Genomic DNA, 11766 nt, shown 5'->3' with positions numbered 1-11766 from the left:
TGCTTTGATGTGTTTATGGTTATTAACAAATAGCTTCTTATTCCTTTACTGATATAACCCCCTCCCTATACTTGCACCCAAGCACGCAAACTTCCGGAGGCGTCCCCATGCGCAACGAGTCGATTCGCTACCTGATTGTGCCGGGCTGGCAAGGATCGCCAGACAACCACTGGCAGAGTCACTGGCAGCGCAGCCTGCCCAACAGCGCCCGGGTCGAGCAGCGCGACTGGCTGACCCCGCAACGGCGCGATTGGGTGCAGGCGCTGGAACAGGCGATCGCCGCCGAACGCTCGCCGGTGATTCTCATCGCCCACAGCCTGGGCTGCATCACCGTTGCCCACTGGGCCGCCCAGGCCAGCCCGAGCCTGCTGCGCCGGGTACGCGGCGCGCTGCTGGTGGCGCCGGCGGATGTCGAGCGTCCGACCTGCGCGCCGGCCCTGCGCAACTTTGCGCCGATCCCGTCGCAGGCGCTGCCGTTTCCCAGCCAGGTGGTCAGCTCCGACAGCGATCCGGCGGTGAGCGTGCCGCGCGCGCTGTATCTGGCGCGGGCCTGGGGCGCGGAAGCGGGGCTGCTGGCCGATGCCGGTCACATCAACGTCAAGTCCGGTCACGAGCGCTGGGAGCAGGGTTTCGCCTACCTGTACCGGCTGCAGGCTCGTGTCGATCAGCGCGCCTTGCGCCGCGCCTGATACCGGTTTCCTATCGAACACGCTGAATCCCCGGCCGCGCGCGGTCGGGGCGGGAGTCTGCCATGACCTTACACGCGCCTTTCGGCCAGCCCCTGCTGACCTTCCCCGAACTGGACAAGAGCCCGCTGAGCATCCGCGCCAAGGCGCTGGTGTTCGTCGACCCTCGCTCCCAGGCACTGCGCCTGGACCTCGAGCGCCTGGCGCCGCAACCCCTGCCGGTGCTGATCCGTGGCGAGACCGGAACCGGCAAGGAACTGCTGGCCCGGCAGATCCACCGCGCCAGTGATCGTGCCGGGCTGTTCGTCTCGGTCAACTGCGCGGCCATCAGCCCGACCTATGCCGACGCCGAACTGTTCGGCTACAGCGCCGGTACCCAGGGCGGTACCGCCAGCAGCCGGGCCGGCTGGTTCGGCTCGGCCAACGGCGGCACGCTGTATCTCGACGAGATCGCCGACCTGCCCCTGGCGATCCAGGGCAAGCTGCTGGCCGCCCTGGAAAATCGCGAGGTGACCCGGGTCGGTGCCACGCAGCCGCAGGCGGTCGATGTGCGGCTGGTGGCCGCCTCCAGTATCGATCTGGCCCAGGCGGTGCGCGCCGGGCGCTTCAACGAGCGGCTCTATCACTACCTGCACGAGGGCGAACTCGAATTGCCGGCACTGCGCGACCGGATCGGCGATATCCTGCCGTTGGCCGAGTACTTCGTCGGCATCTACAGCGTGCGCCTGGATCGGCCGGTGCCGCTCATCAGCGAGGCGGCCCAGCAGGCGCTGGAGGCTCATGCCTGGCCGGGCAACACGCGTGAGCTGGAGAACGTCATCCATTTCGCCCTGCTGGTCAGCGACGGCGCGGAAATCCTCCCCGCGCACCTCGACCTTCCGGATACCGCCCCCCTGGCCAGCCTGGCCCGCCAACTTGCGCAACTGGGCGGCAGCCGGGAGCCGGGTACCTTGGCTGAACTGCGTCAACTGCTGAGCGCGGCCTTGGGGCAACTGGGCAAATCCGCACCGTAGAGGGGCACGCAGCCACTCATAAGCAAAGTCCGTGGTGGCGATTTGTTTTTGGAATAAGCAGCTAATCAAAAGATATTGTTACGGAATAAAAAATCTCGGTATCGTCCGCTCACGCCCCCCGAACGGATGGGCACCCGACTCGCCATCTGCGATGGCCCAGCTCCAGAACAAGGATCACCATGAAAAAGACCCTGCTGACCACCGCCCTGGCCGCCGCCCTGTCGTTCACTGGCCTGGCCAATGCCGCCGAGAAACTGGTGGTGGCCGCCACGCCCGTGCCGCATGCGGAAATCCTCGAACTGATCAAGCCGACCCTGGCCAAGGAAGGCGTGGATCTTGAGATCAAGGTCTTCACCGACTACGTCCAGCCCAACGTGCAGGTCGACCAGAAACGCCTGGACGCCAACTACTTCCAGACCCTGCCATACCTGAAGAACTTCAACGAAGGCAAGGGCACTCACCTGGAAACCGTGATTGGCGTGCACGTCGAGCCGTTCGGTGGCTACTCGAAGAAGGTCAAGAGCCTGGCCGAGCTGAAGGAGGGTGCCACCGTCGCCATCCCCAACGAAGGCAGCAACAGCGGCCGCGCCCTGCTCCTGCTGCAGAAGGCTGGGCTGATCACCCTGAAGGATCCGAAGAACGCCCTGGCCACGCCGAAGGACATCGCCGAGAACCCGAAGAAGCTCAAGTTCCGCGAGCTGGAATCGGCCATGCTGCCGCGCGTGCTGGATCAGGTCGACCTGGACATGATCAACACCAACTACGCCTTGGAAGCCGGCCTGAACCCGGCCAAGGACGCCCTGGTGATCGAGGGCAGCGACTCGCCGTACGTGAACTTCCTGGTCGCCCGTCCGGACAACAAGGACAGCGAGGCCATCCAGAAGCTGGCCAAGGCGCTGACCAGTCCAGAAGTGAAGGCGTTCATCGAGAAGAAATACAGCGGTGCGGTACTGCCGGCGTTCTGATACGCGACCTGGTACGAAAAACGCCGACGCATTTTGCGTCGGCGTTTTTGTTTGTGCCGGCTTGATGAAAGACAGGCCGGTCTGGCCTATCGAGGGGCGAATCGCATCGGCGCACCGTCGCTCCCACAGGGTTAGCGCCAGATTGGGCTTCTGGACAAGACGGATGTTTCCGTATGACTCGAGGTCAGCGCTGATTGGCCAGTGCCCGGCGTAGGGCCAGGAGCCACAGCAGTTGTTCGTTCGAAGCAGGCGAGCAGGGGCTGTTCATCGTTGTCGTCCTGATGGGGTGACGGGCCTTGCAAGCCACAGTCTGAAACCCCTTGGAGGGGGATTTCCTCAGAAAGATTCCGCGCATGGCGACGGAAATTTCTGAGGACGACAGAGCGTGATATCGATATGCAATTTGGGTATTTCTGGAAATATTTTTATACCTTTAAAGTCTGTTCATCGTGCTTACCGGCACAGTGCCACTCCCCGTGAATCGACGCCGAGCGACCCTCGTGCCGACCCTGGAACCTCTCATGCCGTACCTTCACGCCTCTGCGCCGAGGCTCCTGTCATGAGCTTCGACACCGCCTTTCTGCTCAGCACGTTGCCGACCTTCTTCAAGGCCGTGGGGGTCACACTGCAAGTTGGGTTGATTGCCATCGCCACGTCACTGCTGGTGGCACTGGTCAACGCAACGATCCTGGTGTTTCGCACCCCCTACCTGTGGCGCCTGGTCCAGGGCTACGTGGAACTGGCGCGCAACACACCGCTGCTGATCCAGCTGTTTTTCGTCTACTTCGCGCTGCCGAGCCTGGGCGTGAAGGTGTCGGGCTTCGCCGCGGCGATCATCACCATGACCTTCATGGGTGGCGCCTACCTCACCGAGGTGCTGCGTGCGGGCGTCGAGGCGGTGCCACGGGCGCAACTGGAGTCCGGGCGCTCCATTGGCCTTTCCGAAGGCCAGTTGCTGCGTCACGTGATCCTGCCCCAGGCCGGCATCCTCAGCCTGCCGGCGCTGTTCGCCAATTTCGTCTTCCTGCTCAAGGAGACCACCGTGGTCTCGGCGGTGGCGGTGCCGGAGGTCCTCTACACCACCAAGAACTACATCGCCCTGTACTACAAGACCTACGAAATGCTCGCCGTGCTGACCCTGCTCTGCGTGCTGATCTTCCTGCCGCTGTCGCTGCTGCTGCGCTATCTGGAACGGAGGCTGCAACATGGCCAGTTCGGGCATTGAGCTGCTGCTGGTTTCGCTGCCCCAGTTGGCTACCGGCGCCGGGCAGACCCTGGCGATCTCGGCGCTGGGCATCCTGTTCGCCACCCTGGGCGGTGTGCTCTATGGCGTGCTGGCGACCCTGGGCAACCGGCGGCTGAACCTCCTGCTGCAGGTCTATCTGGAGCTGTTCCGGGCCATTCCGGTGCTGGTGTGGCTGTACCTGGTGTTCTTCGGGCTGCCGATCTTCTTCGGCCTGAGCATTCCCAGCTTCTGGTGCGCGGTACTGGTATTGGGCCTCTGGGGCGCCAGCGAAGTCGGCGAGGTGGTGCGCGGCGCCTTGCAGTCGCTGCCTCGCGGGCAGCGCGAGGCGGGGCTGTCGATCGGCCTGGCAGGCTGGCAACTGTATGGCTATGTGCTGCTGCCCCAGGCGCTCAAGCGCATGACGCCGCCAACCATCAACATCTATACGCGCATCGTCAAGACCAGCTCGTTGGCCGTGCTGATCGGCGTGGTCGAGGTGATCAAGGCCGGCCAGCAGATCATCGAGCGCACCTACGAGTCGGTGCTGATATATGGCGCGTTGTTCCTGTTCTTCTTCTTCGTCTGTTATCCGCTGTCCGCCGCCTCGCGCGTGCTGGAGCGGCGCTGGGCCCACGCATGAATCCATTGATCGAATTCCAAGGCTTCAACAAGTTCTTCGGCTCGCAGCAGGTGCTCAAGGACATCGACCTTCAGGTCCAGGCCGGCGAGGTACTGGTGATCCTCGGCCCCAGCGGCTGCGGCAAGAGCACCTTGCTGCGCTGCCTCAACGGCCTGGAAGCGGCCCAGGGCGGCAGCCTGCGCCTCGACGGCCAGGAGCTGCTCGGCCCCGACACCGACTGGCGACAGGTGCGCCAGCGGGTGGGCATGGTATTCCAGAGTTACCACCTGTTCGGCCACATGAGCGTGCTCGACAACCTGCTGCTGGGGCCGCTGAAGGTGCAGAAGCGCGAACGTCGCGAAGCCCAGGCCCAGGCCGAGGCGCTGCTGGCCCGGGTGGGACTGCTGGACAAGCGCGATGCCTTTCCCCGTCAGCTCTCCGGTGGCCAGCAGCAACGCATCGCCATCGTCCGCTCGCTGTGCATGAACCCGCAGGTGATGCTGTTCGATGAAGTCACCGCCGCCCTCGACCCGGAGATGGTCAAGGAAGTGCTGCAGGTGATCCAGGGCCTGGCCCGCGAAGGCATGACCCTGCTCATCGTCACCCACGAAATGGCCTTCGCCCGCGCGGTGGCCGACCGCATCGTGTTCATGGAGGCCGGCAGGATCCTTGAACAGAACCACCCCGAGCGCTTCTTCACCCAACCGCAGACCGCACGCGCGCAGCAGTTCCTGGAGAAATTCTCTTTCGTCGAAAGCCTGCCCAAGACATTGCACAAGGAACTGTCATGAAGATCGCCCCATTCGCCAAACTGTTCGCGCCACTGCTTGGCCTGGCCTTGCTGGCCGGCTGCGACAAGGCCGAGGAGCCGGCCAAGCCCGCAGCCGCTTCGCCGGCCACCAGCTACCTGGAGACCATCAAGGCCCGCGACAAGCTGATCGTCGGCGTGTTCACCGACAAGCCGCCGTTCGGCTTCGTCGATGAAAGCGGCCGCTACGTGGGCTTCGATACCGATATCGGCCGGCGCTTCGCCAAGGACCTGCTGGGCGACGAGAACAAGGTCGAGTTCGTCGCCGTCGAGCCTGCCAGCCGCATCCCGTTCCTGCAGAGCGACAAGGTCGACCTGATCCTCGCCAACATGACCGTCACCCCGGAGCGCAAGGAAGCGGTGGACTTCACCAACCCCAACCTGCGCGTGGCGGTGCAGGCGATCGTCGCCGACGCAAGCCCGGTGCAGAAGCTCGATGACCTGGCCGACAAGACCATCATCGTCACCACCGGCACCACCGCCGATATCTGGCTGACCAAGACCCACCCGGACTGGAAACTGCTCAAGTTCGAGAAGAACACCGAGTCGCTGGCCGCGCTGGCCAATGGCCGTGGCGACGCCTATGCCCAGGACAACCTGATCCTGTTCAGCTGGGCCAAGCAGAATCCGGGCTACCGTGTGCTGCCGCAGTTGCTGGGCGATGAAGCACCGATCGCCCCGGCGGTGAAGAAGGGCAACACCGAGCTGCGCGACTGGGTGAATGCCGAGCTGGCCAGGCTGGGCGAGGAAAAGTTCCTGCTCAAGCTGTACGACCAGTACGTGCGCAAGGAACTGAGCGATGACACCAAACCGGAAAGCGTGATCGTCGAAGGCGGCAAGTGGCAGGGTTGAGCGTTTGAAGGAGGCCTGCCCCGTGGGGCAGGCCCGATGCCTTAGCGGTGGGTCCGGAAACGATCCACTTCCTGGCGCAACTGCCCCGCCAGTCCTTCCAGTTCCCGCGCCGTCATGGCCAGTTCGTTGGCCACGTCGCGCTGCTCGCTGTTGGCCTGGGCAATGCTTTGCAGGTTGCGGCTGAGCACCGTCGCGGTGCTGCTCTGCTCCTGCGTCGCGGTGCTGATCACGGCGAAGCGTTCGCCCGCCGCCCGGCTCTGTTCGTCGATGCGTGCCAGCGCCTCGGCCACCTTGTCGTTGCGCGCCAGGCCCTCCTGCATCAGCTGGTTGCCTTGCTCGAGGGTGTGGATGGCGTGCCCGGTCTGCTGCTGGATGCTGGCGATCATCCCGGAGATTTCGTCGGTGGCCTGGCGGGTGCGCGCGGCCAGGCCCCGGACCTCGTCGGCGACCACGGCGAAGCCACGGCCCTGCTCGCCGGCGCGGGCGGCCTCGATGGCGGCGTTGAGCGCCAGCAGGTTGGTCTGCTCGGCAATCGCGGTGATCACCCCGACGATCCCGCCGATTTCCTGCGAGCGGGCGCCCAGGGTGTCCATCACGGTCGCGGTGCCGCCCAGGGCGTCGGCGATCTGGCGCAGGGACGTCGAGGCCTCATCCATCGCGGTGCGGCCAATGCGGGTCTGCTGGGCGTTGTCGCGCGCCATGCGCTCGGTGCCGGCCATGTTGTCGGCGATGTTCATCGAGGTGGCGCTGAACTCCTCCACGGCGCCGGCCATGCTGGTGATCTCGCCAGATTGCTGATCCATGCCCTCGCAGGCGCCGGACGACAGGCCCGACAGCGAACGGGCGCGACCACTGACCTGTTCCGAGGCGCCGCGAATATGCTCGACCATGGTCGCCAGGGCTTCACCCATCTGGTTGAAGCTGCGGGCCAGCTGGCCGATTTCGTCCTGACTGGTGACGTTCAGGCGTGCATTGAGGTCGCCAGCGCCAAGGGCTTCGGCCTGGCGCACCAGGTCGCCCAGCGGGCGCAGCTTGCGTCGCAACAGCCAGAGCGTGGCGGCCACGGCCAGCAGCATCGCCAGCAGGCTGCCGATGGCCAGGCGCAGGCCGACGCTCCAGGTCACCGCGCGGATCTCGTCGGCGGGCATGCTCGCCACCACGGTCCATGGGCCTTCGGCGAAGGGCTCGGTGACGCTGAACAGTTGTTCGCCGGCGTTCGACCAGAACTTTCCCGCTCCCGGCGCGATCGCCTTGACCGCCAGGGCGGCCGCCTCGGCCTCGCGCACCTGCGCCGGGGGCACCAGCCACTTGCCCTGTTCGTCCAGCAACGCCAGCGAACCGGTCTGGCCGATGCGGAAGCGCTTGAGGTTGGCGAACTGGGCGTTCTGTGCGTCGGTATAGTCGAAGCCGACGAACAGCACCGCGATCACCCGGCCAGCGCTATCGCGAACCGGCACGTAGCGGGTCATGTAGTTGCGGTCGAACAGTACGGCACGGCCGACGTAGGTCTGTCCGGCCATCAGTTTCGAATAGGCCGGGTGCTGGCGGTCGAGTTGGGTGCCGATGGCGCGGCTGCCGTCCTGCTTGGTCAGGCTGGTGCTGATGCGCACGAAGTCGTCGCCGCTGCGCACGAACAAGGTCGCGACGCCAGCGGTCATCTGCTGGAACTCGTCGACTTGCTGGAAATCGATGTTCAGCAAGTGATCACCCAGGTATAGCGCTGGGGTGGCGGTGCCGGCGACGCTGACGGTTTCCCCCGCATGCACGGCCAGCCCCGAGGCAAACCGGCGCTCGAACAGGCCGCTCAGACGCTGGGTGTTGTCCTTGAGCGACCCGTGGAAGGTATCGAGCTGGTCGGCCAGCAGCCGCGCCTCGCTGGCCAGGTGCGCCTGGCGGGTGGTGAGGTTGGCGTCGTCCAGCGAACGCAGGGCGAACAAGGTACTGCCGGTGATCACCAGCGCCAGCACGATGGCGAGGGCGATCCCGAGCTGCGAGGCGATTCGGGCACGCGGTTTGGACATGGCAAGGCTCCTGGCAAGAGACCGGGATCGTCCTGATCGCGCCGACCGCTCGCTGCATATCGTCGGAGAGGGGCGTCCTCTTCCGGGACGCTGATGCAGTTTGATCGGCGTCGCGGAGCAATACTTGAGTGTCGGACCTGGGTATTCGCAAACCTTTGCTTCATGGCGCCGACAGGATCTCTACATCCGGCAGATCCATCGCCGCCGCCTCTTCCTGAAGAAACACGCTCAACCGCCGCAACCGCTCCCCACCCGGCCGGGTCCTGGGCCACACCAGGTAGTAGTGCATGCCACTGGCCACGGCGGTCGGCCAAGGTAGGCTCAAGCGTTTCTGGGCGACATCTTCGGCGACCATCAACAGGTCGCCCATGGAAATCCCGTAGCCCCTTGCCGCCGCGATCATGCCCAGCTCCAGGGTGTCGAACACTTGTCCGCCCTTGAGCGACACCTTGTCGGTCAGCCCCATGCGCGCCAGCCAGGCGCGCCAGTCGCGCTTGTCCGGGGTAGGGTGCAGCAGCTCGATGCCGGCCAGGCGGCGTTCATCCCAGGGCGCGCCCTCGAGCAGGTCCGGCGCGCCCACCGGGATCAACAGCTCGGAAAACAGCCGGCGCACCTCCCAGTCCGCCGGGAAATTGCCGTCGCCGAGCAGCACCGCGCAGTCGAACGGTTCCTGGTTGAAGTCGACATGATCGACATCCATCCAGGCGCTGGTCAGCTGCACCTCGTTGCCCGGCTGCAGATGCCGGAAGCGGCTCAGCCGCGCCAGCAGCCAGCGCATGGTCAGGGTCGAGGGCGCCTTCATGCGCAGCATGTCATCTTCGCCGCGCAAGGCGTCGCAAGCCCGCTCCAGCGCGGCGAAGCCGTCCCGCACTCCGGGCAGCAGCATGCGCGCGGCTTCGGTCAGTTGCAGGCTGCGGCCGTTGCGTGCGAACAGGCGGCAGGCGAAGTGCTGTTCGAGCGTGCGGATATGCCGGCTCACCGCGCTCTGGGTGATCGACAACTCCTCGCCGGCACGGGTGAAGGAACTCAGCCGGGCGGCGGCTTCGAATGCGCGCAGTGCATAGAGCGGAGGAAGCTGGCGAGACATGAGGCACCTGTCATACGGGGGCAAGCGAGATGCTCCGGATCATACATCCATGAGTCAGACTCATGGCAGTGATCGCTTTTATCCTTTTGTGCAAAGCTGACCGAAGCCTCAGAATCGACCGCTCGCACTCTCGAATCATCCAGAAGGACCTCCCCATGCATGTCGCGCCCACCACAGAACTCAAGGCTTTGCTGCGCCTGGCCGGGCCGTTGATCGCCTCGCAGCTGGCGCACATGCTGATGGTGCTGACCGACACCCTGATGATGGCCCGCATCAGCCCGCAGGCGCTGGCCGGTGGTGGCCTGGGCGCGGCCAGCTATTCGTTCGTGTCGATCTTCTGCCTGGGGGTGATCGCCGCGGTCGGTACGCTGGTGGCCATTCGCAAGGGCGCCAACGACATCGAGGGCGCCACCCGCCTGGCCCAGGCCGGCCTGTGGCTGGCCTGGGGCCTGGCGTTGGTGGCGGCGCTGGTGCTGTGGAACCTCAAGCCCGCGTTGCTGTTGTTCGGGCAGAAACCGGAGAACGTCGATTCGGCGATGCAGTTCCTCACCCTGCTGCCGCTTGCCCTGCCTGGCTACATGACCTTCATGGCCCTGCGAGGCTTCACCAGCGCGCTCGGGCGTTCGACCCCGGTGATGGTCATCAGCCTGGCCGGCACGGTGTTCAACTATCTGTTCAACCACATGCTGATCGAGGGCATGTTCGGCCTGCCCAAGCTCGGGCTGATGGGCATCGGCCTGGTCACCGCGGTGGTGACCCTGGGCATGGCGATCGCGTTGGCCCTCTATATCCGTTGGCACGAGGCCTATGCCGCCTACCCACTGTGCAAGGGGCTGTCGCGGCCTTCGCTGCCTGCGCTGCGTGAGCTGTGGCGGCTGGGGCTGCCGATCGGCGGCACCTACATGGTCGAGGTCGGCCTGTTCGCCTTCGCCGCGCTGTGCATGGGCGTGCTGGGCAGCACGGAGCTTGCGGCCCACCAGATCGCCCTGCAGATCGTTTCTACCGCGTTCATGGTGCCGACCGGGTTGTCGTACGCGGTGACCATGCGGGTCGGTCTCTACTATGGCGCCGGCCAGTTGCTGGCGGCGCGCAGTGCCGGGCGTGTGGGGATGGGTTTTGGCGCCGTGCTGATGCTGGGGTTCGCGTTGTTGTTCCTGCTGCTGCCCAATGAGCTGGTGGGGTTGCTGGTGAACCGCGACGACCCGGCGTTCGCGCCGATCTTCCAGTTGGCGGTGCAGTTGGTGATGGTGGCGGCGTGGTTCGAGCTGTTCGATGGCGTGCAGACCATCGCCATGGGTTCGATACGGGGGTTGAAGGATGCCCGCACCACTTTCCTCATCGGTGCGGTGTGCTACTGGATCGTGGGCGCGCCCAGCGCCTGGCTGTTCGCGTTCACCCTCGAAGGCGGTGCGCCGGGGATCTGGTGGGGGTTGGCGTTGGGGTTGGCCTGTGCCTCGGTGGCGCTGACGTTCGGGTTCGAGTGGCGGATGAAGCGGCTGCTGGGCAAGGCCGAGCGGTCGCGGGGGGCGGCGGTATCGGCGTGAGGTGAGGGTGCGGGGGATCGCGTGTTGGCGGGTGGAGATTGCGTGTTGGCGGGTAGGGGTTGGCGATACAGTTGTAGCGTCTGTGAGATCGAGCGCCGCCCGCGCGGCGCATCGCGACGCAAGGCCGCTCCTACATTTGTTTCGGGCCAGTCCATCCTGTGCCATTACCTTGTCCGCCTTGTCGGCACGACGCGGTTTCAGCGTGGTCACCACTGCCGCCCCACCTGTCTTGAGACATGCGCCAAGGCGGACAGCGGTACTTTCACAGGACTCATTGGCCCGAAACAGATGTAGGAGCGGCCTTGCGTCGCGATGCGCCGCGCGGGCGGCGCTCGATCTGATAGGCGCTGCAACTGTCTTGTCGAACACCTTGAAGCCAGAAAATATCTAAAACTGTACTACTGTACCGCCTCTCATCCCATCCATTGGCCCCAATCCTTGGGCCTCAGCATCAATTTCGCACCAAACCTGTGCGCACCGGTACAGTTCCCTCAGTATCGACCACAACAGTCGCTCTCAACAGTTAACTGGCTCATCACAATACACTTGAACTGTACCTACTGTTCTGGACGAGAGAGGAGGAAGATGGGCACCAGTTAAATCACTCCCTAATGCCGCCACAAGCGGAAGGATGACACATCATGGAACGTACCCTCAGTTCCGACCTGGCTTTCGAAAACGCCCAAGCTTCCAACGTTTCCCTGCCTCTGCGCGCCCTGTCCACCCTGCTCCTGTGGCAGCGTCGCATGTCCAGCCGCCGTCAGCTGGCCCGCCTGGACTCCCGCCTGCTGGCCGATGCCGGCATCAGCGAGTCGCAGCGCTACGAAGAGCTGAGCAAGCCTTTCTGGCGCTAAGCGCCGGACGCCGGCCCAGGCCGGCACCGCGAATTCACGAGAACCCGCCACAGGAAACTGTGGCGGGTTCTTTGTTTCGAGCCCCTGAAATA

General features: G+C 64.9%; 11 protein-coding genes. 9 read left to right on the top strand and 2 right to left on the bottom strand.

The window, feature by feature from the left end; all coding sequences use genetic code 11:
* The first annotated feature begins 107 nt into the window (after positions 1–107).
* The 7 genes from N5D48_RS14175 to N5D48_RS14145 all read left to right on the top strand — a co-directional run bounded on the left by N5D48_RS14175 (position 108) and on the right by N5D48_RS14145 (position 6168).
* The gene (locus N5D48_RS14175) at positions 108–689 is read left to right on the top strand and encodes an alpha/beta hydrolase (protein WP_279885213.1); all 582 of its coding nucleotides are present in this window, start codon (positions 108–110) and stop codon (positions 687–689) included.
* 62 nt (positions 690–751) lie between these two features.
* The gene (locus tag N5D48_RS14170) at positions 752–1699 is read left to right on the top strand and encodes a sigma 54-interacting transcriptional regulator (protein ID WP_279885211.1); all 948 of its coding nucleotides are present in this window, start codon (positions 752–754) and stop codon (positions 1697–1699) included.
* A 179-nt stretch (positions 1700–1878) separates the two neighbouring features.
* Positions 1879–2664, top strand: coding sequence for a MetQ/NlpA family ABC transporter substrate-binding protein (locus tag N5D48_RS14165; protein ID WP_279885209.1), 786 nt, complete (start codon positions 1879–1881; stop codon positions 2662–2664).
* Between the two features lie 559 nt (positions 2665–3223).
* Positions 3224–3889 (top strand): amino acid ABC transporter permease, encoded by a 666-nt coding sequence (locus N5D48_RS14160; RefSeq protein ID WP_279885206.1) that lies wholly within the window; start codon positions 3224–3226, stop codon positions 3887–3889.
* The gene (locus N5D48_RS14155; protein ID WP_279885204.1) at positions 3870–4529 is read left to right on the top strand and encodes an amino acid ABC transporter permease; all 660 of its coding nucleotides are present in this window, start codon (positions 3870–3872) and stop codon (positions 4527–4529) included. The genes N5D48_RS14160 and N5D48_RS14155 overlap by 20 nt, the downstream gene beginning before the upstream one ends.
* Entirely contained in the window at positions 4526–5299 is a 774-nt protein-coding gene (locus tag N5D48_RS14150; RefSeq protein ID WP_279885203.1) for an amino acid ABC transporter ATP-binding protein, read from the top strand. Before N5D48_RS14155 ends, N5D48_RS14150 begins: the two co-directional genes overlap by 4 nt.
* Positions 5296–6168, top strand: coding sequence for a transporter substrate-binding domain-containing protein (locus tag N5D48_RS14145; RefSeq protein ID WP_279885201.1), 873 nt, complete (start codon positions 5296–5298; stop codon positions 6166–6168). Before N5D48_RS14150 ends, N5D48_RS14145 begins: the two co-directional genes overlap by 4 nt.
* A gap of 41 nt (positions 6169–6209) precedes the next feature.
* Here N5D48_RS14145 and N5D48_RS14140 read toward each other — a convergent pair whose 3' ends face one another.
* Together N5D48_RS14140 and N5D48_RS14135 are read right to left on the bottom strand one after the other, a co-directional pair.
* Positions 6210–8189 (bottom strand): methyl-accepting chemotaxis protein, encoded by a 1980-nt coding sequence (locus N5D48_RS14140; protein ID WP_279885198.1) that lies wholly within the window; start codon positions 8187–8189, stop codon positions 6210–6212.
* Between the two features lie 160 nt (positions 8190–8349).
* Positions 8350–9276 carry a LysR substrate-binding domain-containing protein gene (locus tag N5D48_RS14135; RefSeq protein ID WP_279885195.1) on the bottom strand — a complete coding sequence of 309 codons (927 nt, stop codon included), beginning with the start codon at positions 9274–9276 and terminating at the stop codon, positions 8350–8352.
* A gap of 155 nt (positions 9277–9431) precedes the next feature.
* Here N5D48_RS14135 and N5D48_RS14130 point away from each other — a divergent pair, with 155 nt between their 5' ends.
* Both N5D48_RS14130 and N5D48_RS14125 read left to right on the top strand, forming a co-directional pair.
* Positions 9432–10820, top strand: a complete 1389-nt coding sequence (locus N5D48_RS14130; protein ID WP_279885192.1) for a NorM family multidrug efflux MATE transporter — start codon at positions 9432–9434, stop codon at positions 10818–10820.
* Between the two features lie 641 nt (positions 10821–11461).
* Positions 11462–11674, top strand: coding sequence for a DUF1127 domain-containing protein (locus tag N5D48_RS14125; protein ID WP_279885190.1), 213 nt, complete (start codon positions 11462–11464; stop codon positions 11672–11674).
* Positions 11675–11766: the final 92 nt, after the last annotated feature.

This window comes from Pseudomonas sp. GD03858 (assembly GCF_029840925.1).
Taxonomy (GTDB): Bacteria; Pseudomonadota; Gammaproteobacteria; order Pseudomonadales; family Pseudomonadaceae; genus Aquipseudomonas.
This window is presented reverse-complemented; position numbering and strand designations above follow the sequence as displayed.

Excerpts from the sequence above, each read along its gene's own strand:
- N5D48_RS14170 (WP_279885211.1), top strand. The coding sequence starts at position 752 with ATGACCTTACACGCGCCTTTCGGCCAGCCCCTGCTGACCTTCCCCGAA.
- N5D48_RS14175 (WP_279885213.1), top strand. The coding sequence starts at position 108 with ATGCGCAACGAGTCGATTCGCTACCTGATTGTGCCGGGCTGGCAAGGA.
- N5D48_RS14125 (WP_279885190.1), top strand. The coding sequence starts at position 11,462 with ATGGAACGTACCCTCAGTTCCGACCTGGCTTTCGAAAACGCCCAAGCT.
- N5D48_RS14140 (WP_279885198.1), bottom strand. The coding sequence starts at position 8,189 with ATGTCCAAACCGCGTGCCCGAATCGCCTCGCAGCTCGGGATCGCCCTC.
- N5D48_RS14160 (WP_279885206.1), top strand. The coding sequence starts at position 3,224 with ATGAGCTTCGACACCGCCTTTCTGCTCAGCACGTTGCCGACCTTCTTC.
- N5D48_RS14165 (WP_279885209.1), top strand. The coding sequence starts at position 1,879 with ATGAAAAAGACCCTGCTGACCACCGCCCTGGCCGCCGCCCTGTCGTTC.
- N5D48_RS14150 (WP_279885203.1), top strand. The coding sequence starts at position 4,526 with ATGAATCCATTGATCGAATTCCAAGGCTTCAACAAGTTCTTCGGCTCG.
- N5D48_RS14130 (WP_279885192.1), top strand. The coding sequence starts at position 9,432 with ATGCATGTCGCGCCCACCACAGAACTCAAGGCTTTGCTGCGCCTGGCC.
- N5D48_RS14155 (WP_279885204.1), top strand. The coding sequence starts at position 3,870 with ATGGCCAGTTCGGGCATTGAGCTGCTGCTGGTTTCGCTGCCCCAGTTG.
- N5D48_RS14135 (WP_279885195.1), bottom strand. The coding sequence starts at position 9,276 with ATGTCTCGCCAGCTTCCTCCGCTCTATGCACTGCGCGCATTCGAAGCC.
- N5D48_RS14145 (WP_279885201.1), top strand. The coding sequence starts at position 5,296 with ATGAAGATCGCCCCATTCGCCAAACTGTTCGCGCCACTGCTTGGCCTG.